Source organism: Rhodococcus sp. 15-649-2-2 (assembly GCF_002258645.1).
Classification (GTDB): Bacteria; Actinomycetota; Actinomycetes; order Mycobacteriales; family Mycobacteriaceae; genus Rhodococcoides.
This window is the reverse complement of record NZ_NPFM01000037.1, coordinates 120,367-144,927: the sequence shown is the minus strand read 5'-3', so window position 1 is coordinate 144,927 and position 24,561 is coordinate 120,367. Positions and strand designations below refer to the sequence as shown.

Sequence of the window (24,561 nt, the reverse complement as noted above, 5' to 3'; positions counted from 1 at the left end):
GAGCCTGATTCGGGCAGGTATCGAACCTCGTTGGTGATGGCCCGAAACAGCGGGAGACTAATCGGATGCACAGTGGTCAGAGGCAAACCCCGTCTACAAGACGCTGACCAAGACTCTCTGAGGGGGATCGACAACGAGGCGTGTGGGCGGATCGAAAGTGACGGGCCAGTTCTCGTACATCTCGGGGCTCACTGCACGACCGCCAGACCGTGTGGCCGGTGCAGGACGGCCGCGTCGACGCTGCTCGGGATCCACCGCAGGCCCTGTTCGCCGAACGTGGGCGCGGTGAGGGTGTAGCGGCCGGTGCGCTCGGCGATACCGCGCCCGTGCACGGTGGTCTCGAGGGTGATCGACCGGATACGGCCCCTGCCCTGCTCGATTCCGCCGTACGCGACAGGCCGCGAGGAGACTGCCAGGTCGAGACCGGGCATGCGTCCGTTCGTGATCGCGAGAATTCCTGCGTGCGTACGGTTTCGGGCCAACAGGGCACGCGCCCGGGTTGGCGGAACATCGCGTCCGTGCACGGTCGTCACGACCAGATCGAGGCCCTCGATACAGAGGCTCGCAGCGTCGAGGGGGTCTGTTTGGCCTGGGTCGATCAGGTGGATTTTCGACAGGTCGCCGCCCTGCTCGTGGACGGCGAGGAGTCCGAACTTCGACTGCCCGATCAATGCGACGTGGTGGCCGGCCGCGCTGGCTGTAGCGACGAGACCGACGAGGATCGATCCGGCACCAGTAATCGAGATGGCCGTTCCGCGGGCCAGCGCACCGCGTGGGAGGAGTTCCGACAGTGGCGTGGGCACGGGGATGGTGCGCAGGGTCTGTGAACGCACAGGGCCGCTGAGGGTCTGTTCGTCGGCGGGCGGGGCCGTTGGCTGAGATGGGGCGAACAGGGATGCGTCGACGGGCTCGATGGGTGCGTGGACACGTCGTCCGGGGATCGCGGCCATGCTGCGTCGGAGCGCGGCGAGCTGTTCGGCCTTGCCCAAGCCGGTGAGGTCCCCGATTGCGTCGACGGTGGCCATGTGGATCGACCTTTCGCGCGCCGATAGGAACCACCACACCGTATCGAACGCATGTTCGATTGTCGAACGTGCAGGTGGGCGCGTTCAGCGGTGGAGGGTGCGAGTGTCGAGGTCGTCTGCCGTGAAGGTCCAGGCGAGATGCCGGTATAGGTGAAGCGTTCGTTTCACCTGGTCGAGGGCGCTTACGACGGCCGGGTCGCTGGGGTCGCGCCCCTCGTCACGGATGGCTGCGCACTCGTCGTCGTCCATGCTGTGTTGGACGCACAGCGCTGCTTTGTGGTTCCCAGGCAACAATCATTCATGTGAATGACTGGACGAGCTGCGTCGTTCTTTCCGGCATGACGGTGCATCGGTCTTCTCGAGCCTGCGCCGAGGAGTTCCAATCTACGTCTAGTTCGACGCGTCGGCCTCGGGGGCGGTTGCTCCGTCGTAGATCAGGTCGTCCGAGCCGTGGTAGCGGTAAGCACGCTGTCCACTGGGCAGAGTCACCCAGCCCGCCTGGCCGTGATCGGCGTCCGGATCGAAACTACGGTCGTTGGTCATTCAACACTCTCATTCTCCGCAGGCGGGCGCACCACAGTCACCTTGCTCTTGACGACAATCGGGGCATCCGCGGGCCCCTGCAAATGCTCATCGATCCACATGGGTAGATGACGCTTCTGCGATGGATACCAATGCCGACGCCAATGCCCCCGAACGACGTGGCGGTGCGAGAGCTTGCCAGATCCTTCCGACGATGAAGCACTGGATGCAGACCGCGGCTGCCGGTACGACAAATACGTCACCTCACGCATCCGCTTGACTACGCCGTCGTTGTCTCGCATGCGCGCCGACTGCTGGCGGGTGGACTCCACGAACTTGTTGCCTCGCAGCATGTTCACCATCGAGAAGAACGTTCGCGCAACGTAATCCAGGTCATTCATGGCGGTCACGGAATGCGCAGGTTCGTCGGGACCGACGTCCGTGAAACCCGCGCCTCCTGATCGGTTCGGTGCACTGGGCGCAGCATCGGATTCGGCTGGGCTGAGCTGGACCTCGGCGAAAGGAAACACCGGTAGGTAGTCGTTGACGACGCGGTACAACCGGTTTCCGTCAGTAGGAAGTGCCCCGTCGGCCCGCGCCAACCACCACCGCAAAGCAGGAACGGTAAGCATGGCTATCAGGAGAACATCGGTTCCACTTCCACTGTCGCGACCTGTCTCGTTCCACACCAGGACCCGCCCGTGGTCGGGCACTCCATCCGCTGGAGCGAGATAGAGAACTCCTCTGCTCGAGGGAAGATCGGCCACGGTCACAGCAACATCATGGTCTCGATCGGCACTCTGGCCGGCCTCGATCAACGCAGACATCTCCGGCGTCGCATAGTAGGCATACCGGTCCGCCGTCGACGCGCGCAGAAGGAAGTGGCTGTAATAAAGCATCTGGAACCAACGGAAGGGCTGCAGGCCGACATCGTGCGATTCCGGTTCGTCATCGAGCCAGAAGGGCAAGTGCTTGTGGGGCTCCCGCGCAACAGCTTCGACCGGCAGCTTCGTCATCCGGGACAACCTATGGAGCATCTCGCCCACGTCGGCCGGGTCGGACCGAAACCGGATCACGTCGTAGCCGCCCTTAAGGAATTTTCCCAGGTAGGTCTCCACCGGCCAGGCTGCGGCCTCGATGGCCTCGAGCACAAGGGGCCACCGCGCCGCGGTGACCTTTGCTTCCAGCACCTCGGCGGCCTGACGGCGGATACGCATGTCGACCGAAAATTGTTGCCCTGGAACGAACTCACCGTCGAATCCATCACGGCGAACCCGAGTGCCCTTCGCATTCCGAGGCTTCTGCCCTCTTCTATCCGAACGCCGCGCCAATTTTCCCATCCCGCCCCCTCGTCTACCACTCCATGGCACAAATCCGCATCAACACTCTGACGATATGGACCATCGCAACATTAACTGGCAGTTGTCATTCGGAGTCTGGTGTTGCGGCGGTGACGAGTTCAGTCAAGACCCCGTGGCAATCCTTTGGGTGCAGGAAGTTGATTCGGGACCCCATTGAACCTTGTCTCGGCTCGTCGTAGAGTGCCCGGACGCCCTTACTCCGTATGGCTTCTGTTTCGCCACTCACGTCGTTCGTGCCGAATGCGATGTGGTGGACGCCTTCTCCGTTCTTGGCCAGCCACTTGCCTACTACTGAGTCGTCCCGGGTCGAGCCCAGCAGCTGGAGGTACGAGGCGTAACCGTCCGGGGTCTCGTTGATCTTCAACATCGCTTCACGGATACCCTCCTCCTCGTTCGATTCCAGGTGAGTAACCTCGAATCCATAGGTGGCACTGTAGAATTCGACGGTTTTGTCGAGGTCGAAACAAACAATCCCGATATGGTCAATTCGAGTCAGCATGCCTACAGTCCACCGCATAACTGCTCGCTATGCAACATGCTGACATGACCGAATCCGCTTGTCTGACTGATATTTACAAGATCAGTCAATCTGAACTCTGCCAACAGTCCCTACTTTGCTTGGTTGCCTAGGTCGTCAAATTCAGCCCAACCCTTGACTCGGGCCCAGTTCAAGCCGCTGCGCAGGTGATTTCGTGCCATGCAGGTGTCCCCGTCGATGTCGCAGACTTCGATCACCTAACGGTGGCCCAAAGCTTCGCTGCTTTGCAAAGCGCGGCAGAGGTAATGACTGGAGGAACGATCTGCTCCAGCTCTACGTCATAGGAGATTTTCGCTTGGCCTCAAGGGCTCTAACTACCTCGGCGGCCCCTTCTTGACGGCTGGCGGTAGTCGTCACAATGGGGACGTCGCGTTGACCAAGCTCGATCACGGCCTGGAGTTCGCGAAGTACTGCGTGGACTCCGTTCTGATCTGCCTTGTTTACGACGTAGAGGTCGGCGATTTCCAGAACACCAGCCTTGGCCATTTGGATGCCGTCACCTGCTCCAGGCGCTAGAACAACGATGGTGTCGTCCGCGATTGATGCGATTTCCACCTCTGACTGCCCGGTTCCGACCGTCTCGATCAAGATCCTGTCAAATTCGATCTCAGACAGGATCGCGATCATTGTCCTGGCCGTGGCCGAAAGTCCTCCGAGATGGCCACGACTGGACACTGACCGAATGAAAACTCCGGGATCATCTGAGTGCTCCTGCATACGGATGCGGTCACCGAGGAGCGCACCGCCGGTTATCGGCGATGACGGATCAAAGCAGAGCACTGCCACGCGCTGACCCCGCTTGCGGTACTCGGCGATAAGACATGAAATCAACGTCGACTTTCCGACACCAGGAGGACCTGTCAAGCCAATCACCGTACAGGCGGTTCGGGGGTGGTCCGGTGCAGCCGGAGAGATGACGTCAACCTCAGTGATGGCGTAGTTCTCCGCGCGAGTCATTAGTTGCGCCAGCGCCCTGATATTGCCTTGCCGTGCAGACTCCAAGGTCTGACAGTTCTGGTGCCTCGTCACTCCGTCTCCTTGAGCGGATGTAGGTTCGTTTGTGCCCAACGGGTGATCTCCTGAAGGGAATCCCGAGAGGTAAAGACCCGGAGCACTCCCATTTCAGCGAGCTTGCGTGCGTCTCCAGGTGGAATGACGCCGCCACAGAAGATGGGTATCTCCATCGCGTTATTCTCGGCCAACAGCTCGATTACGCGGGGTACCAGTTCCATGTGAGCGCCCGATAGCAGTGACAGACCGACAGCGTCGGCACCCTCTTCCAAAGTGGTGCGGACGATTTGCTCGGGTGTCTGACGCAATCCGGTGTAGATAACTTCCATGCCGGCATCACGAAGTGCGCGCGCCACCACTTTGGCACCGCGATCGTGGCCATCCAGCCCAGGTTTGGCAACCACCACTCGGACACGATGCACGCGGCCTTCGGCCTTTCCTGCGTCGAAGCTCGGGTTCGGAGCTGTCATGCCGTCACCAGCGGTGTGATCCGCGCCTCGCCGATCCGGGAACGCAGGTCGACGTCGGTGACACCGAGCCCACTCGAGGGTGCTAGGCAAAGTATGCCAACTTTGCCGAGGTGCTCGTTTAGTTGAATCCTGCGTGCGGCTTCTGGTGTCTCTTGAAACGGGTGCACTTCAGACAACATAGGTTGCACTTGGCCGCGCTGGATGAGGCGGTTCGTCTGCCACTGCTCGTACAAATTCGCCCCGTGGCTGCCTACTATTCTTTTCAGGCGCATCCACAAGTAGCGGTTGTCGAACGTGTGTTGGTAACCCGTGCTCGATCCACAGGTGACGATTGTGCCGCCGCGGCGGGCCACGAATACCGAGAGGCCGAAGGTCTCGCGGCCAACGTGCTCGAAGACGATGTTCGGATCCTCTCCGATCTCTCGCCTGATGATCTTGCCCAGCAGTTTTCCTGCCGCGACGGTGGCGTCCGGGTCAGCGGAAATCTCACCGATCTCGCGCCGATCGATGACCAGCTCACAGCCAAGCTTGCGGGCGACCTCGGCTTTTGCGTCCGAGCTGACTATGCCGATTGGTATGCCGCCGCCGTTGCGGACGAATTGCACGGCGTAGCCACCGAGGCCACCCGCCGCGCCCCAAATGAGGACTACATCGCCTTGACGCATGTTGGCACCGCGCTCGCTGACGAGCATCCGGTAGGCCGTTCCCGCGCACAATGGGTTGCTGGCAGCCTCTTCCCAGGTGAGGTGCGCTGCCTTGGGTAGTAATTGACTCGCGCGGACGACCGCATAGTCAGCGAGGCCTCCGAAGTTTGTCTCAAACCCCCATGCTCGCTGCTCGTGGCCGAGCATGCCGTCGTGATGGGTGAGCGGTTCCTGGTCATCGACATGAGCCGTCCCTACGGCGACATGGTCCCCGACCTTCCACTTGCGCACACCGGCCCCGACGCGCACGATCACCCCGGCTGCGTCCGACCCCAGTACGTGGTACGGCTGGTCGTGACGAGAGGCCCAGCCGCCCTGTTTTGCGTAGTGCCGCAGGAAGTTGAAAGTGGGGATCGGCTCGAAGGTAGCGGACCAGATTGTGTTGTAGTTCATCGCCGCTGCCATAACAGCGACCAACACCTCATCAGGAGCAAGTTCCGGCATGGGCACACTGCCGAGGTGAATCGACTTTCGAACGTCTTTGTCCTCGACGCCGGCGAAAATCTGGATGTCTTCTACATCTAGGTAGGCGGCGTTGTATTCAGGTGGGACGGGAAGGCTCTCAAGTACGTCCGGAGAGGCACCCGCGATTACAGCTTCAGAGAGTTCGTTCATTGTCATCCTTGTTCGTCGGTAGGGTGTCGGTACAGGTGATTTTGATACGTCCAGGCAGATCACTGGCGTGCAGAAAAGTCCGCAGATGTGCTCGGATTTCTCGTGCGCTCGGGACATTGCGAGTTGGTCCAGACACACTGAGCACCGCGGTGTCGGTACGGCCCCTCACCAGCTGCACTTCCGCCTCTCGTACCCAAGTGTGGGTTCGGGCGACGCGGGCGACTGCGGAGGCATCAATGAGGCTTCGGGTGCGGATCCACCGACCCTCCCGAGGTCCTAGGTGTCGCATCTCGCCGTCTGCCGCGACGTACCCACAGTCGTCGGTGCAAACCTCGCGGCCGTCGGCGAGATGAACCCAGATCGTGCCCGCTATACAACAGGGCAGTAACTGTTCCGACCGGCCACGCACGGTGAATCTCACACCGTCCGATGGCATCAAGCGCGGAGGGTGGGGAGCGTCGTCGTTACATAGTGTCCCCGCGCGGACGCCAGCACAGATGTACGGGGTCCCCGCGCCGGCTGCTCGGGGCCGGACTTTGCTCGTAGAGCTGACCAAGGATGTTTCTCGGTCTGAAGCGAGATCTGTGACAGCAGTGCGAAAATCGGCAAGAAATATTTCTGCTTCCGCTGCACCCATCAGATCCTGGCGATAGTCGAGCCGCACCCGGCACTGCGGCCAGTGCGCACGGATCTGCAGCGTTCTGGCCAAAGCAGCGTTTGTGTTTGGCGTGAAAAACTCCCACTCCGAACGTAGGCCGGGGATTTCCAGGTCAAGTTGGGCTGGCGGACGGGGAAATGACAGGCCGAGCTCAGTACTGAGCCGAGCGAGGGGTCTGCCGGGCACACCGGACACCAGGTCCACGAACGGGACGCGGCGATAGCGAGCCAAGTGTGTGAGCGCCCGGCGGGCCGAGGCAACGGATTTTTCCGTCGCCATCTGGCGGGAGGTTTCGATGGATACGGGGACCACGTTGGTTTGCAAGCCGGCGACATGTCCGGTGTGTTCGTCACTGACGTCCGAAGCCACAGACAACACCGGATCAATGTTGTCGTAAGCCGTCATTTGTCGAGTGAGCGCTGCGAAAAGCATCGTGAATGTGCTCACCTGCAGGTTTTGAGCGATCGCGCGAAGGGCGGCAACCGCTGAGGGCTCCAGTTCGATTGTCGGCGAGGCAGCAATGGACCGCTGCCCCAGACGGCCGCCCTCGGGAAGTGTCAAGGGCATCCGTTTGTCGATAGCAGTACGCCAAAATTCGATGGCCTCCGCGGTGACTGCCTCCGTGGCAACGGGCGTACTGGGCGCGGCCAGCGGCGTCGGATTCACTTGATGGCCGATTCTCAGTTTCCCCAGATAGTTCGAGAAATCGCGGGCGACAATAAACTTGCTGCGCCCGTCAAAGCCGGCGTGATGAGCCTCGAAGACCATCGAGCAGCGGTTGGGAGCATGGGTTAGAAGTTGGAAACGAATTGGTGCCTCGGTGGCTAGGTCCCAGCGCTTGTCCTGTTCGCGCTGCTTGCACCATTCTCGGACCGCCGCCGACTCGGAGCCGTCTTCGCATGGGATAGTGGCGCGCTCGAAAGAACATGCCTCAAGTGCCGGCAGGACGCACTGGCGCAACTGTCCCCGCACAAGCCGCAGCACCGACCGCAGCGGCTCGTGTCGTTCAAGCACGGCGCGCGCAGCGGCCTCGAGGTGATGCTCGTCAAGTACACCGCGAAAGGTCGCCACGAAATATCCGCCGCCACTAATCGAGGGATCAATCGTGGCTTCGGCCCAGAGTGCGTATTGGCCCGCATCGGCGGGCCTATCGTGCAGGATTGTGGTCATTCGTCACCGCCCTGACTGTGTCGGCGACGCCGCCGGCAGTCATCTGCGATGAGCTCAGCGACTCTCTCACGATTAACCTTCCCGCTGGGGGTCCTGGGCAGTTCGGGCAGTTCCGTCACCGAAACAGGGACCGAAACCTCGGGCAGTACCTTGCGTAGTCGCTTAAGAGCGTTGGCCTCGACTGGGCCGGTGCAGCCCTCACGAAGGACTACTGCGGCGCGCAGGCTGGCATGGCCGGACTTAGTCACCACCATGACCGTCGCCGCTGCAGCGAAGTCGGGAGCTGTTAGCAACTGCGCATCGATTTCTAGGAGATCAACGCGGATTCCCCGCACTTTGATCTGGCTGTCCATTCGGGATAGGAAGCGCAAGCCGCTGTCTGTCAGCTCCACCAGGTCACCGGTACGGAAGGCTCGGGTGTTACCGGCTGGTGAGGGAAGGATGCTGACGTAGCGCTCCACTGTCAGCTCGGGACGCCCCAGATATCCATCCGACAATGGATTTCCGGATACGAGAAGCTCTCCGATGTTCGGAGTTTCTGGAACTTCCGGCGCGATGAGTAGTTCGCATCCCGGCAGGGGTTCGCCGATTGGTGGCAGATTGGGCCAGGCATACGGATCGGGCCCCAGGATGTGCGAGGTCACCATGGCGGATTCGCTTTGTCCGTAGTGGTTGACCAGCCGGCAGCCGGGCATACATGCGAACATTGCGCGAATATCTTCCGAGCACACTACTTGCTCACCGGCGGTATTTACCTCGACCAAGCACAGTTGCGCCAGCATGTCCCGCTGGGCCGTCACTGCCAGCATCTGCAACGCAACGAATGGGACGAACAGCCGCTCGATTCGTTGATCGGAGAGCCATCGAAGCAATTGGGCTGGTTCACGGCGTAGCTTCTCCGGCATGATCGCAAGCGTGCCGCCGCCGCACAGCGTGCCCAATATCTCCTGGAACGAGACGTCGAAATTTAGCGGGGCGAACTGTGCGGTGCGTAGTTCGGGGTGGGGTGAGTGGGATGTTTGCCAATCGACCATTGTGTCGATGCAGAGATGGTTCAGCGCTACGCCCTTCGGCCAGCCGGTCGATCCGGATGTGTAGATGATGTAGACCGGAAGTGCGGCATCGCACGCGACGGCGCGCAGGTCGATCGGTTGGGTTACTCCGGGGGGCAGCCCGATGTCGACCAGCGGGGCGTGGTGGTTCACACGTGATCGCGTGGTGGCGATTAGGGCGCGAGGTGCGCAGTCATCCACCATGAACTGAATCCGTTCCACGGGGTACTCGGGGTCCAACGGGACGTACGTCGCTCCATGCAGCAGCACCCCGAGTAATGCAGCGACTGCACCCGCGCCTCGCGGAAGCGATACCGCAACCCGGTCTCCTACGTTCACGCCGGCCAGCGTCAAGTTGGACGACACCGTTTGCGCCCAAGCTGCCAGTTCTCCGTAGGTGTACGAACGATCGGCGTCGACTACAGCCGTACGCCCCGGATCGTGGGTGACACGGCGAACAAATCCAGTTAAGTGACAATCGGGTGTCGCCGGACCTCCCCACAGTGACTTGAATTTTGGGGCGGTCATGCATCTTCTCCCCGCGGCGCTACCCCTGCTAGTTCTTCATCAACGGCCTCCACGAATTCTTCGATGGTGGGGTTGTTAAAAATTAGATGCAATTCCGCTTGCAGCCCATACTCCCGCTGGATAAGGGCAAGGATTTTCGCGGCCGTGAGCGAATCACCGCCCAAATCGAAGAAATTGTCATCGAGCGTGAGATTTTCTTCGCCGAGAGCCCGTTCCCAGAAACTCGTAATAGTGGTAGCCATCCGTTGTTTGCTCATATTTCTCTGCTCCCCATCCGAGTGGTCAGTTGGCTGCACCCTTGAGTGTGTTTGGGTACGGGATTGACCCGGACTGCTGCTGCTCCGGTTAGATGCGGTCATTTCGATTCGAGCCCTTCTGCCACCGCCCGTTGCATTTGGCCGATGCTGGCCCGAGCCCGTGCTGCTGCGATCATCGAATTCATGACATTGCGGCCCGCGGCCACGTCATCGGTCACAGCACGTAGTTCTGCGCTACAAACCCCGCGCTCGAAGGGACGGCGGCGGCCCGGTACGACACCCGAACGCAGTTGCCTTTCAGTGAGCCACTCCTCTTCTTCGGAACTCTCGGCTTCGACGACGCCGACGACGGGGCCGCGGGTGGCGTAGGCCATGTCGTCAATGCGCGATTCCAGCCAGCCACTGCGCAGACAGTCCAACAAGCCACCATGGGCAGCGATGTCATCTAGCCACCCCGTAGCCTCTGCTTCGATTTCATCGGCGATGCGAGCTATTGCCTCGGACCCGCCGAGGGGGTCGACGTATCTGGCTAGATCGGTTTCCTTCAAGATGATCTGCTGAATCCTCAGCGCAATGCGTGCCGATAGCTGCCCAGGCGTTTGTTCGGCCTCGTCGAAGCCGCACACATGCAGAGACTGCACCCCGCCGAGGACGGCCGCTACGGCCTGAATGGTCGTACGCGCGATGTTGTTGAGCGGTTCGGAGGCGGCGAGAGCGGAGCCGAAAGTATTGACCTGAACACGCATGCGGCTCGACTTCGCGTCAGCAGCGCCGAAGAGGTCCACCATGCGGCGGGCATACATCCTGCGTAGGACACGGAACTTGGCCGCCTCGGCAAGAACCTCCATATGGGTCCCAAAGATGAAGCTGAGCCGGGGTGCGACCTCGTCGACGGTAAACCCCCGCTCCAGCATCCCTTGCAAGTACGTCTCCGCATCAGCGATGCCGAGCGCCACTTCCATTGCTCGGCTCGCACCGGCTTCACGGGCGTGTCCACCCGAGATCGATACCGGATTGACCTTGGGCAAGTTGCGTATGCAGTACTCGATAACGTCTAACGAGAAGCGGAAGCTGTCGTCCAAGTCGAACACGAACGCCTTGCGAGCCGCGTGCTCTTTCAGCATTTCGTTCTGCAAAGTGCCACGTAATAGCGCAGGGTTGACGCCTGATTCTTCGGCAACCACGATCCATAGGGCCAAGATCATCGGTGCGGTCGCATTGATGGTGAAAGAGACTGACACCTGATCCAGCGGTATTCCGTCGAACACTGCGGCCAAGTCGTCGACGGTGGACACCGAGACCCCGGCGCGACCGACCTCACCGGCAGCCGTTGGATCGTCCGGGTCGAGTCCGAGCTGGGTGGGCAGGTCGAAAGCCAACGAAAGACCTGTCTCGCCTTGGTCGAGGAGATAATGGAACCGCCTATTGGTGTCTACGCCGTCGCCAAGCCCAGCCAATTGCCTGATCGTCCATGGCCTAGACACATAGCCCTTGGGATGAATACCTGCCTCATAAGGAAACTCGCCTGGTTTACTCATAATCGTCGCCTTCCAGTTCTGCACGCAGCCGGTCGCCGTAGGCGTCCAACGCATCGGGACTCAACATGTCGTTGTGTTCGCACTCCACTGCGATCTCCGTGACTGGACGAGCGATAAAACGTGTCCAGTCTCTTGAATAACCTGGATCGCGTTCGTGATCGCTTCCCTGGAACACCACAGCGCCGCCCCCGAATAGGTCCGGTGTGTGGCCGTGCCAGAGGTCAGAATTGAATCGGAGATTGCGAACGACGTGGCTGATCATCCAAGCTGGCGGAATAGCTGCGCCGAGTGACGAATGAGTTTCCAGCCATTCCGTGGCCTGCTCGTAAGAGGTCAATTCTTTCAGATCGGGCAGGTCGACGTTCTTGGACACGAAATGCCGCAGGACGTCGGTCTCATTGAAATCCGCGTCTGGCGAGCGTGTCGTACCGGGTTCTACTAGAGCTGCGTCCAACAGTATTAGCCGACGTACGTGCGCCCCTCTCCGTTCCAGCACGGTAGCCATCTGGTGGGCGACGACACCACCGAAGGACCATCCCAGCAGGTCGTAGGGCCCATCGGGCTGGACTGACTGGACGAGGTCGGCATACTCGCCGGCCATTTCGCGGACCGTACGCGGACGTTCGCCGTCGACGGTTTGCTGAATAGCGAATATTGGGCGCTGCACGATGCTTCCCAAGGCGCGGTACGCCCAGCTGACGCCCCCACCAGGGTGTATGCAGAAAAGTGGACGCCCTGGCCCTCGGCACAACTTCACGACCTGAGGTATCTCGTCGGAACTGGACCAGTTGAAGAGTTGTTTGCTCAGGCCCGCTACGGTGGGGGCTTCCATGAGTGCACGGACGCTGATTTCACAGTCGAAGGTTTCCTGCACGGCGGCTACGACACGCATCGCAGAGAGCGAGTTGCCGCCCAGGTCGAAGAAGGAGTCGTCCACGCTGACTCGCGGCAGGTCGAGAACCTTCGTGAAAATGCCGGAGATAATTTCTTCAACCGGAGATGACGGCGCTCTGTGAACGCCGCTGGCGAATTGCGGCTCGGGCAACGCCCATTTGTCCAGCTTGCCGTTGACAGTTAACGGCAACTCGTCGATGACCATCACCACGGCCGGAACCATGTACGCAGGCAATCGCGCGGCAACTCGTTCGCGCAGCGCCCCACCATCGATTCCCGCAGACACCTCGGTAGGTACGACGTAGCCAATCAACTGCTTGCCGGTATCGGTATCACGGGCCACCACTGCCGCACGCTCCACTCCGGTCAAGGCAGCGAGTGTTGCTTCCACTTCACCGATTTCGATGCGGTAACCACGAATCTTCACCTGATCGTCAGAGCGACCCACATACTCCAGCTCGCCGTCGTGATTCCAACGAACCAGATCGCCGGTGCGATACATCCGCGAACCCAAAGGGCCGAGCGGACACGCGACGAATCGCGATGCCGTCAAGCCCGGCCGTCGCACATAACCGCGTGCCACACCCCGCCCCGCGACATACAACTCACCAACCACACCGATCGGAACCCGCCGCAAACCGGAATCCAACACAAACAACGCATCACCCGGCACCGGCGTACCGATAGGAGCTCCATGACCAGGCTTCATGGGCGCACTCATAGAGGCGTAAACGGTGCTTTCGGTAGGACCGTAGGAGTTGATCATTTCTCGGCCTGAAGCCCACCGATCGACAAGTTCGGGCGAGCACGCCTCACCCCCCACAAAAATGGTCCTCAATGCGCTCAGCCGCTGCGGTGACAGCCGGCCGAGGGCGGACGGGGTCTGGGTCAGAACCGAAACACTTTCGTTCACAAGTAGGTCATGAAAGTCGGTGGCAGAGTTGGCCGTGTCCTCAGAGGCTATGACTAAGCGGCCACCGTGCAGCAGAGCGCCCCACATCTCCCACACCGACACATCGAACGAGTACGAATGGAACATCGACCACACCTGTCCTGGCGACAATTCGGACGTCCGTGCGGGTCTGGTGAACAGTTGCGTCACGTTCTGGTGGGTGACCGAGACGCCTTTGGGTGTGCCTGTCGTTCCTGAGGTGTAGATGACATAGGCCGTCAGTTCTGGATGGGGGAATGGAAAGGTGACAGTGGGAGGTTCGACGGTGACCCTGCCCCCGAGGGTCACGACTGCCACTTTGCTCTCATCGACCCGGTGCAATTGCGCTACCGTTGTCACTATTGCTGCTGGTTTGGCGTCTTGTAGAACGAATGCCAGGCGCTCGTCAGGGGTGTTGATGTCGATCGGCAAGTAAGCAGAACCCAGCTTCAGCACCGAAAGTATGGCTATCACAGTGTGTTCCGAACGTGGCAGCAACAGTGCAACAACGTCCTCTACTCCCACCCCACGCCCAGCCAACAAATGAGCCAACTGCGTCGATGTGTCGTCCAACTCCTGATACGTCCACGACCGACCCTCGAACACCACCGCTATGACGTCCGGCCGCACCCTCACCTGCTCGGCGAACAACTCCGGAATCGACACGCCAGCAACGGACTCCGTCACAGCCGACCTGTTACCCAGTACGTCCAGCTGCGTCAGCTCATCCTCACCCAGGATGTCGAACGAAGCCAAAGGACGATCCGGGCCCGCCGCCATCGCAATCAATAGTGTCTGGAGCCATACCAGGATTTGCTTGGCCAACCGCTCGTCGAGGACCGCCATGCGGTATTCCAGCCGCACCCTCAGCTGTGGACCGGGCCAGATCTGTAAGGCGATTGGATAGTGAGTGAACTCGCGACTTGAGGCTATGCGTACGCTCAGTCCGTTTGTCTCGAGCTGCCCGCCGGACATCCTCAGTGGGTAGTTCTCGTAGACGAAGAGGGTGTCGAACAGTTGTTGATGTCCCGCGGCGCGCTGGATATCGGCCAGGGCCACGAACTGGTGGTCTAGCCCATCGTGGTAGTCGTCCCGCAGCATGCCGATCAGTTCAGCCGTGGTCGTCGTCGCGGTCAGGGATGCTCTTACCGGGACGGTGTTGATGAACATGCCCACCGCCGACTCGCTGCCGAACAGTTCTGCTGGCCGCCCCGATACGGTAGTGCCGAAGACGACGTCTCCGCTGCCAGTCAATGCGCCCAGCAGACGGCCCCAGGCGGCCTGTAGCACGATGTTCATGGTCGTGTTTTGCGAGCGAGCCAACTGCTCAACAGAACGCGTGACGTCGATAGGGAGGTCGACTCGCAACAGCGATCGCGCATCAGTGAAGCGATCTCCTGGATCTAACAAGGTCGGCGTTTGAAGTCCCGCCAGCAGCTTCTGCCAATGCCGCCGCGCCGCGCTCCAGTCCTGGGCGGATAGCCACTCGACGTAATTTCGGAAGGTGGGCGCGGGTGCCAGAGTCTCCCGTTCGTAGACGGCGAACATCTCTTTGAGCAGAATCTGGATTGACCAACCGTCCACCACGATGTGATGGACGGATAGCACCAGCGTGTGCTTATTCGTCCCAGTCTGATGAAGGAGAATCCGTAGCGGTGCCTCATCTACGAGGTTGCCGCAGGCGGCGAGCTCTGCATCCAGCAGCCTCTGATCGCACTCGTAGCCGTTAACTACCGTCCACGGTATGTCTGGGCGTGTCGGAATGATCTGCACCGGCTCGGGGAAACCCTCGGAGACGAACCGAGCCATTAGGTTGGGGTGGCGTCCGACGACTGTATGAGCGGCCTCGCGCAAGCGCGGCACGTCGAGTACGCCAGCAATCTCGATACCCAGTTGCACGGTGTACAGCTCTACGGGTTCATTACTGCCGGAACGGCGATGGAAAAGCAGCCCGGTTTGAAGCGGAGTCAGCGGGAGAAGGTCTGCTGGTTCCACGATTTGTGCGAGTTGATCGATCTGCCGCTGATTGACCACCGCCGGCAGGACGTCGGAGGGAGTCAGTCCTCCGCCGCCGTTCTGCACGTACGCCGCAATTCCAGCTAGAACGTCATACCAGCGCGCGTACAGCTCGGTGATATAGGAGCGATCCACCTGTGTGCTCGTCCAACTCCAGGACACGTGTAGTTCTGACTGCGAACCTTCGGCTAGCACGGCTGCATTGATGCCGACTGTGTGCGGCAACAGCATCGAGCGGGAACCAAAGCGTCGAGCATCAGGCGATTCAGTCGGTCCGAGGATCCGCCAATCTTCGAGGGGTGCGTCGAGCTGGCTCACGCTGCGCCGGCCGAGGTAGTTGAAGCCGATGGCGGGATCTACGCCAGACAGATTGTTGGTGCCTAGATACTTGAGAAGACCGTAGGTGATTCCGTCGGGGTGGGCACGCAGCTGTTCCTTGGCGTCCTTTATCCAGATACCCATGTCCGAGCCCCCGGTCAGAACAGTGTCACGGTCCATGGGTACGACGTTCAAAGCGACCGGGTGCTTTGCGGTGAACCATCCGACGGTGTTGGTCAAATCGATCCCACTGCCGATTTCATCGCGACGTCCGTGGCTCTCCACGTCGATGCGGAAAGGGACGTCGAAGTGCTGGTGCTGTTCAGCGAGGGCAGAACCGAGTGCGATGAGCAGCAGATCCTGAACGTTGATGTGCAGAGCCGCAGTCACGTCGGTTACCAGCACTTCGGTTAGCTCCGTGTCGATGCTGACCGACAGATGCTCCACATCGCGCCAGATACCAGGAGTCGGGTGCGGGCTGGGCAGCAGGGTGGCAACGGCTTCAATGCGCTGCCAATGCGGAAGCTGGTCAGTGACTTTCCGCTCGGCAGCGTACTGCGCCAACATCGTTGACCACTCACGGAACGAGGTGCCGCTGGCATCCAGGGTAATTTCTCGCCGCTCGGTGAGGCAGCGCCAACCCGTTGCGAGATCCCTTTGGATGATTCCCCAGGAGACCGCGTCGACCGCGAGGTGGTGGACGATGAGCAACAGCTGGCGGGTGCGCTCAGCCCACAGCCCATGCACCATGGCTCCTCGACGCGGGTCAAGACGGCTCAAGGCATTGGCAAACGTGGTATCGGAGAAGTCCACGACGGGGGTTACACAGTCGGCTGCGCTGATCGAGCCTGTTGGTAGGACGATGCAGTTGTCCGCGTCCTCAGTCGGGGCGTTGTCCACCTGCAACCGGAGCATGGCGTGCCGATCGACCAATGCCTGTAGTAACAACACCACGTCGCTGTACTTCGCCTGCTGCGGCCCCTGGAACAACATGGTTTGGTTGAACTCGTCTGTCGGTGCCGTGAGAGATGCCAGCCACCGCATGATCGGCGTTGCCGTGACGGGCCCAGCCTCAGCCGGCCGAAGGAGAGACTGCTCCGGGACCGAGAGCTGGAGAGCGTGGGCAAGTCGTGCCACGGTTCGCTCCACCAGGATGTCGCGGGGCTTGCAGTACAAACCGACTTGCCGGGCCCGGGACACCACCTGAATGGACGAGATGCTGTCGCCGCCTAGATCGAAGAACGAATCGTCGACTCCAACTTTCTCCACATTCAGTACGCGCGCGTAGATGTCAACCAGGCTCTCCTCGAGTGGAGTAGTCGGTGCTCGGTATTGGTTCGATTGTCCTAGTTGAGGTACCGGAAGCCTCTTTTTGTCAAGCTTGCCGTTACTCGTCATGGGCAATGCATCGAGGACCACGACCGCCGCAAGCGACATATATTCGGGCAGCCACGCGTCGGTCAAGCGGCGCAATTGGTTGCCATCCAACTCGCCCGCCCAGTCTGTGTGGGGAACGACGTAGCCGATCAGCCGTTTGTACCCTGGGTGGTCCTCATGGACGACGACCGCAGCCTGTCCTACTCCGGGGGCCGTCCGGAGCACCGATTCGATCTCACCGATTTCGATGCGGTAACCACGAATCTTCACCTGATCGTCAGAGCGACCCACATACTCCAGCTCGCCGTCGTGATTCCAACGAACCAGATCGCCGGTGCGATACATCCGCGAACCCAAAGGGCCGAGCGGACACGCGACGAATCGCGATGCCGTCAAGCCCGGCCGTCGCACATAACCGCGTGCCACACCCCGCCCCGCGACATACAACTCACCAACCACACCGATCGGAACCCGCCGCAAACCGGAATCCAACACAAACAACGCAGTGCCGGAGCCAGCGGCACCGATCGGCACTGCCCCTGTAGGGACTAGCGGTTCGGTCATCGAAACGTAGACGGTGCACTCGGTCGGGCCATAAGCATTGATCACGGCTCGCTCAGGCGTCACCCATCGCTCGATTAGCTGGGCTGGGCACGTCTCTCCCCCGAGTAGAAGTAGCGCGATCGACGGTAGCCCCTCGGGAGACAGCCGTGCCAACGCCGACGGTGTCTGGGTCAGCACCGTTACTTCTTCGTTTACGAGCAGGTTATGGAAATCGGAAGGAGAGTAGGCAACCTCTTCGGGAACCACGACCAGCCGTCCCCCGTGCAGAAGCGCGCCGCACATCTCCCAGACCGCGAAGTCGAATGCGTATGAATGGAACAGCGTCCATACGTGGTGGTGGGGTTCCAGAGTGCCGGTGGTCGGGTCCTCGACATTGGCGAGGCGCGCGATGTGGGTAGCGATGAGGTCATTGACGCCGCGGTGGGTGACCGAGACGCCTTTGGGTGTGCCTGTCGTTCCTGAGGTGTAGATGATGTACGCGAGGAGGTCAGCATTCGGCACCGGCAACGTCGTCGTCGGCTGTTCAGCGACCTTGGGATCCTCGACATCTATCAGTGGGACCCCGGACTTACTGACGCGACCAGCGAGGCTCACCGTGGTCAAAATCGCGGCCGGCGCAGCGTCTTGTAGAACGAATGCCAGGCGCTCGTCAGGGGTGTTGATGTCGATCGGCAAGTAAGCAGAACCCAGCTTCAGCACCGAAAGTATGGCTATCACAGTGTGTTCCGAACGTGGCAGCAACAGTGCAACAACGTCCTCTACTCCCACCCCACGCCCAGCCAACAAATGAGCCAACTGCGTCGATGTGTCGTCCAACTCCTGATACGTCCACGACCGACCCTCGAACACCACCGCTATGACGTCCGGCCGCACCCTCACCTGCTCGGCGAACAACTCCGGAATCGACACGCCAGCAACGGACTCCGTCACAGCCGACCTGTTACCCAGTACGTCCAGCTGCGTCAGCTCATCCTCACCCAGGATGTCGAACGAAGCCAAAGGACGATCCGGGCCCGCCGCCATCGCAATCAATAGCTGCTGCCACCGAGCCGCCATGCGCTTTACGGTCTCGGCGTTGAAGATGTCGGTGCGGTACTCGACGATTCCGCTGATCCCATCGGGCTGACCGTCCGCAGTGAACCGCTCGCGCAGGCTGAATGCCAGGTCCATTCGAGCGGCTCCGATGTCGACTGACGCCGTCTCCACGTCGAGACCCGGCACCGAGATGTCGGGGACCGGGTCGTTCTGCCAGGCGAACAGGATTTGGATCAACGGATGGTGAGCCTGCGTACGGACCGGATTGAGGCGCTCGACAAGCGCATCGAACGGCACATCTTGGTTCGCGAACGCGTCCAGGCTCCGCTCCCGTACCTCCTCCAACAAATCACCGAAGTTCATCTCGGCTGAAACCCGCGTACGCAACACCAGCGTGTTGACGAAAAACCCGACCATGCCGTCAAACTCGGTTCGCCCCCGCCCCGCCGTCGGCACCCCGAACGCCACATCCGCGCTCCCGCTCAAACGCGCCAACAGCACCGAAAGCGCCGCCGACATCACCATGAACGTCGTCGCATTGCGTTCCCGCGCGATCCGCTGCGCCAATTCATGGAAATCCGCGGGCAGGTCGACGACGACTCGACCCCCATTCGTGTCGGTCTCCGCCGGGTACGACCGGTCCGTGGGAAGCTCCAACCTGCTGGGTAGATCTTTCAGGGCGTGTTCCCAGAATTTCAACTGCCCGGCGAGCACGCTTTGCGAATCCGCTTCGTCACCCAGCAGAGCGTGTTGCCAAAGCGTGTAGTCGGCGTACTGGACGGGAAGTGGCGACCAGGAAGGCGACTCGCCCGCAGCGCGGACTCCGTAGGCGCTCCATAGGTCACGCAGGAGCGGAGGAAGTGACCCCCCGTCGACTGCAATGTGGTGCATGACCACGACCAGACGATGGTCAGTGGCAGACACGACAAACAGCGCCGCGCGGAAAGGAAGGTCTTCGGCTAGGTCGAAAGCATGCTGACCCCGAACACGCGCTGCGTCGGATATTTGAAGTTCCGTCCAGGTGGTGGCGTCAATGATGTCCCAGTCGAAGTCAGTCTCAGCTGCAAGGACACGCTGCTCCGGCACACCAGCCACCGCTGGAAACACTGTCCGCAGACTCTCGTGCCGCTCCACAACATCAGCGATCGCCGCGCGCAGCGCACAGACATCCAAAGAACCGGTAATCTGAATCAGTAGCGGTATGTTGTACGTCGCCGACTGCCCTTCCATCTGGTGGATGAACCACAGCCGACGCTGAGCGAACGACAACGGCAATCGCTTGGGACGAGCTACTGGGACCCATGCCACGCCGCCACCCGGCGATCCACCCACCAACCGTGCGAACCCCGATACCGTTGAGGCTTCCCAGAGCGCCTTCACGCCGATCGATGAATCAAACGACTCCTGCACGGCCGCGATCACTCGCATCGCCGATAGCGAATTTCCGCCGAGGTCGAAGAACGAGTCGTCCACCCCTACCCGCGGTAGGTCCAGCACACGCGCAAAGATTTCAGCCAAAATTCCCTCAACCAAGGTCGACGGATTTCGGTAGGATCCGCCTGCGAACTCTGGATTCGGCAATGCCTGCTTGTCTAACTTGCCGTTGACCGTAAGCGGTAGGTCATCGACGATCATCACCACTGTGGGGACCATGTACTCCGGTAGGTGCGCGGCCACATCACCACGCACCACAGCACCATTTACTTTTGGACCGGTCTCCGCAGGTACGACGTAGCCGATCAGCTGCTTGCCCGAACTCGAAGACCTCACCACGACCGCGGCGCGCTCCACCCCCGCGACACGGGAAAGAGCAGCCTCGACCTCACCCGGTTCAACACGAAAACCACGGATCTTCACCTGGTCGTCCGAGCGGCCCACATACTCCAGCTCGCCCTCGCGGTTCCACCGCACTACGTCACCCGTCCGGTACATCCGCGAGCCCGGCGGGCCGAGCGGAGAAGCAACAAACCGCGACGCCGTCAGCCCCATGCGTTTCAAGTAGCCCAGGCCGACACCATGACCTGCCACATACAACTCTCCGACTACTCCTACCGGCACGCGGCGGAGACCGGTATTCAATACGAAGAAGGCAAGGTCAGCAAGCGGACCGCCCACGGGACTGACATGGCTGTCGAGGTCAGAAGAAACGATCCTCCGGAACGATGCGTGGACGGTGGTCTCTGTGGTGCCGTACATGTTGATCAGGTGCGGCCAGGAATCCAGCTGATCTAGCCAAGGTCGCAACTTCGACGGTTCGAGAGCTTCGCCTGCGAAGACAATCGCTTCTAGACCGCTCAGCCGAGACTCGCCCGGCCGGCGCATGTCGACTGCCTGCAGAGCATAAAATGCTGACGGTGTCTGACTCAGAACGGATACGTTCTGGTCTCGCAGTAGTTGATGAAAGTCGTTGGCGGACTGGGCAATTTCTCCAGGTACGACAACCAGTCGGCCACCGTGTAGCAGCGCGCCCCACATCTCCCATACCGACACATCGAACGCGTAGGAGTGGAAGAGTGACCACACCTGGTTTGAGGACGGCACGAACCCCGGAGCCGTCGAGCTGAACAATCGCGTGACGCTCGCCTGGGTAACGGCAACCCCTTTGGGGACACCGGTGGTACCGGAGGTGTAGATGATGTACGCGACTTGGCCGGCCTCTGGCGCAGGCAGAGCCGTAACCGGCTGCACGGCAATCGCGTCGTCGTCGACATCCACAACTTCGATACCAAAACAGTCTACCCGGCAAGTCAGTTCGGCAGTGGTCACGAGGGCAGCTGGAGCGGCATCGCCCAAGATGAACGCCACCCGCTCATCGGGGTGCTTGATGTCAATGGGTACATAGGTTGCGCCCAGTTTCAACACTGCCAGGATCGCGATTACTGTCTTGTTGGAACGCGGGAGCATGAGAGCAACAACTTCTCCTCCGCGTACCCCACGAACGGCTAGTAGATGTGCCAGTTGCGTGGAGGCCTCGTCAACTTCCCTGTAAGTCCATACCTGATCCTCGAAAACCATGGCGTGCGCTTCCGGCGCTCGATTCGCCTGTGCTGCAAACAGTTCGGCTATGGATATACTGGCGGCAGTCTGAGAGTGCGCAGAACGATTGCCCAGGCGGTCAAGATGAGTGTGTTCGTTTCTGTCTAGTACGTCGATCGAGATGACTGGCTGGTCGATCACGGCGATCATCTCGGCGATGATTCGCCCAAGCCTGACGATCATGGTCTCGACCGATGCAGCGTCGTAGACATCAGAGCGGTACTCGACCACTCCGTCGATTCCCTGCGGCTCGCCGAACTCGGAGTACCGCTCCCGGAGACTGAAGGTCAAGTCCATCCGGGCCTGTCGAGAAATGGTGGGTACCGCCTCTGCCAGCACCCCCGGCAAGTCCAACTCCGTGGAGATCTGGTTCTGCCATCCGAGCATGACCTGGACCAGTGGGTGATGCGATTGTGACCGAGCAGGTTTGACGAGATCCACCAGCGCGTCGAACGGGACATCCTGGTGGGCCAATGCGTCCAAAACCGCGTCCCGTACTTTTTGCAAGAGGCGACGGAACGTCGAACTGGCAGACACATCAACGCGGAGCACTACTGTGTTGGCGAAGAAACCGACCATCTCCGCAAGATCAGCGTCACGTCGGCCCGTAGTTGGAACACCGAAAGCGACATCGGAGGTGCCGCTTAGTTCGGACAACAGCACCGCCAGCGCCGTCGAAATCACCATGAAGCCGGTAGAACGATGCTCCCGGGCCAACTGTCGCACCTGCTCTTGCATCGACACGGGCCATTCGATGGGGATTCGATTGCCTCGATAGTCGGCCACGACCGGATAAGGGCGGTCGGTTGGGAGCTCAAGCCGCCCCTCGTATCCGGCTAGCGTGTTCTTCCAGTAAAGGAGGTGCCGGCTCAGCGCACTGTCGGGGTCGGACTCGTCGCCGAGCGACTCACGCTGACGGAGCGTGTAATCCCGATATCGCAATGGCAACGGCACCCAGGCAGGCACCTCTACGCCCACATGGGCCCTGTACGCCAGCCCGACGTCGCGTACGAGGGGCGTGAGGGACTGGCCGTCTGACGCGATGTGATGCATCAGGAGCACCAATACATGCTGATCGGCCGATAGTCTGAAGAGCTGCGCTCGGAACGGAATCTCAAAGCTGAGGTCGAATTTGTATCCCACTGCCTGTGCGACTGCATCGTTCAACGCGTCTGTCGACCACCCTGACGCTTCGACTACGTCCCAGCCGAAGTCTGCGTCGGCCGAGCCAAGAACACGCTGCTCCGGCACACCCTCATGGGAGGGGAAAACAGTCCGCAAACTTTCGTGTCGACTCACGACATCGCCGATTGCCCTGCCCAGCGAATGAACACTGAGCTCACCAGTCAGGCGTAAGACCAGAGGAATATTGTAAGTTGACGACAATCCCTCCAACTGGTGGATAAACCACAGCCTACGCTGCGCAAAAGACAACGGGATCAATGCTCAACCCTTTCAGCGCCCAGCAAAACACTTCCTTGCGAACCACTCGGGTGACCACCCTCAGCGTTAGATTCAGACCCGAAATATTTCATCAGCAAGCTACAACAAGTCGACGAGCTCGGCCGACATAAATTCGCGCATCCCGATGGCCCCCGAAACCAAACCGAAGTACCGAGATGTAAGTTCGGGCGAATTGGCAATGGCATGCAGCATGCGCAACCGGGACTTCGTCGGTTGAAGCTTCGCCAGGGCGAGAGTACTCATGTACGGCTCCTCTAGAACAGCTCCTGTCGACAGTGCAAAGTGCACCATCGCCTCATCTACTGCGACCGAGTTCCCGACATCCACCCCGGAAATAGAATCGGTGAGCAGGTCGGCTTGAATCAGCGCATTGGTGATGCCGCGGGCGCTGATCGAGTCAAGGTGGTGAGCCGCATCCCCCGTCAATGCCCAGCCCGGACCGTGCGATTTACGGAAATAGTTGCGTTGGTCCCCCGTACCCCACCACCGATCCACTCGGTCGAGTGCCATAATTTGTTCGTATAAATCCGGCGCTGTCGATTCGATCGCGGACAAGTACGCCCTCTGCGGGTCCCGCCGAACGACCGAGAATTCGCTCTGCGGCAGGTAAGCTGCCACAATTGTCAGGTCGTCATGTGTTGGAATACGGGCTATCCAGCGGCCGACTCGCTCATGGAATCCGAATCCTGTTCGCAAGCCTTGCCAGAAGGTGTAGTACACGCAGCTTGCTATGGGTGCCGATCGGAGGATCGGTGCCTGAACAAGTTCCGCGACCTTTGATCGCATACCGTCGGCCCCAATAACCAATCGAGCAGACACCGATGTGGTCGAATTTCCACTCCGGAGGCGAACTCCGGCGACGCGTTCGTCGTGCCAAATCAATTCTAGGACCGACGTCCGATCCGAGAACTCCGCGCCCGCTGACACGGCAGCTCGAATGAGTAGATCGTCGAGTATGTACCGCCGTGGTGCGTAAGCGGCATTAACACCGTCCTTCGCCGGGGTAGCAGCGATCAGACTCAGTCCATCCACATCGTGACTAATAGTGCCCAAAGGCGGACAACCGGAGGCCACAACATCATCGAGCATCCCCCACTGTGCGAGTCTCACGACCCCAGGGTGCTGGATATACAACGTGGACATGGTGTCCGCCGGAAAGGAGGCCCTATCGACCAGCAGAACACTTCGCCCCTGTCTGGCTAACAGCAGTGCCACCGAAGCGCCGGCACATCGCGCCCCAACAACAACAACGTCGTAATCCATTACCAACCTTCTGGCTTTCTCTGGCGATGACACCGACTTGGTCACGTTCGCCGGTCGGCTCTTTTGCCGGATTTTGGTCCGGAAGCAATCCCCCGGAATCCCAACTTCATTCCGAAGGTAGAACGATTGACCTGCTCGACGAGTCGGAATGGCGGCGGACAAGGTGCGTGAGAGCAGTAGCACAATTTATAAACTCCGCTTGCATCCGTAAACC

The 24,561-nt window shown here is 60.4% G+C and carries 13 protein-coding genes; all 13 read right to left on the bottom strand.

What is annotated here, in order from left to right:
- Nucleotides 1–188: 188 nt before the first annotated feature.
- Nucleotides 189–1,025, bottom strand: coding sequence for a hypothetical protein (locus CH305_RS27565; RefSeq protein WP_015586180.1), 837 nt, complete (start codon nt 1,023–1,025; stop codon nt 189–191).
- A 390-nt stretch (nt 1,026–1,415) separates the two neighbouring features.
- Nucleotides 1,416–1,568 (bottom strand): hypothetical protein, encoded by a 153-nt coding sequence (locus CH305_RS29240; RefSeq protein ID WP_155289037.1) that lies wholly within the window; start codon nt 1,566–1,568, stop codon nt 1,416–1,418.
- Nucleotides 1,565–2,764, bottom strand: a complete 1,200-nt coding sequence (locus tag CH305_RS27555; protein WP_032384406.1) for a hypothetical protein — start codon at nt 2,762–2,764, stop codon at nt 1,565–1,567. Before CH305_RS27555 ends, CH305_RS29240 begins: the two co-directional genes overlap by 4 nt.
- A gap of 208 nt (nt 2,765–2,972) precedes the next feature.
- A complete protein-coding gene (gene mce, locus CH305_RS27550) occupies nt 2,973–3,407 on the bottom strand; it encodes a methylmalonyl-CoA epimerase (RefSeq protein WP_015586177.1) in 435 nt (144 codons plus the stop codon).
- Between the two features lie 312 nt (nt 3,408–3,719).
- Entirely contained in the window at nt 3,720–4,475 is a 756-nt protein-coding gene (gene meaB / locus CH305_RS27545; protein ID WP_015586176.1) for a methylmalonyl Co-A mutase-associated GTPase MeaB, read from the bottom strand.
- The gene (locus tag CH305_RS27540) at nt 4,472–4,927 is read right to left on the bottom strand and encodes a cobalamin B12-binding domain-containing protein (protein WP_015586175.1); all 456 of its coding nucleotides are present in this window, start codon (nt 4,925–4,927) and stop codon (nt 4,472–4,474) included. The genes meaB and CH305_RS27540 overlap by 4 nt, the downstream gene beginning before the upstream one ends.
- Nucleotides 4,924–6,246, bottom strand: coding sequence for a crotonyl-CoA carboxylase/reductase (gene ccrA / locus CH305_RS27535; protein WP_015586174.1), 1,323 nt, complete (start codon nt 6,244–6,246; stop codon nt 4,924–4,926). Before ccrA ends, CH305_RS27540 begins: the two co-directional genes overlap by 4 nt.
- The gene (locus CH305_RS27530; protein ID WP_015586173.1) at nt 6,230–8,074 is read right to left on the bottom strand and encodes a condensation domain-containing protein; all 1,845 of its coding nucleotides are present in this window, start codon (nt 8,072–8,074) and stop codon (nt 6,230–6,232) included. The genes ccrA and CH305_RS27530 overlap by 17 nt, the downstream gene beginning before the upstream one ends.
- On the bottom strand, nt 8,071–9,654 hold the full coding sequence (locus CH305_RS27525) for an AMP-binding protein (RefSeq protein ID WP_015586172.1): 1,584 nt from the start codon (nt 9,652–9,654) through the stop codon (nt 8,071–8,073). Before CH305_RS27525 ends, CH305_RS27530 begins: the two co-directional genes overlap by 4 nt.
- The gene (locus CH305_RS27520) at nt 9,651–9,911 is read right to left on the bottom strand and encodes a phosphopantetheine-binding protein (RefSeq protein ID WP_032382025.1); all 261 of its coding nucleotides are present in this window, start codon (nt 9,909–9,911) and stop codon (nt 9,651–9,653) included. The genes CH305_RS27525 and CH305_RS27520 overlap by 4 nt, the downstream gene beginning before the upstream one ends.
- 98 nt (nt 9,912–10,009) lie before the next feature.
- Complete coding sequence (locus tag CH305_RS27515) at nt 10,010–11,473, bottom strand: methylmalonyl-CoA mutase family protein (RefSeq protein WP_032364855.1); 1,464 nt, start codon at nt 11,471–11,473, stop codon at nt 10,010–10,012.
- Nucleotides 11,442–23,054, bottom strand: coding sequence for a non-ribosomal peptide synthetase (locus CH305_RS27510; RefSeq protein ID WP_254923896.1), 11,613 nt, complete (start codon nt 23,052–23,054; stop codon nt 11,442–11,444). Before CH305_RS27510 ends, CH305_RS27515 begins: the two co-directional genes overlap by 32 nt.
- Before the next feature lie 108 nt (nt 23,055–23,162).
- Entirely contained in the window at nt 23,163–24,347 is a 1,185-nt protein-coding gene (locus tag CH305_RS27505; RefSeq protein WP_015586168.1) for an NAD(P)/FAD-dependent oxidoreductase, read from the bottom strand.
- Nucleotides 24,348–24,561: the final 214 nt, after the last annotated feature.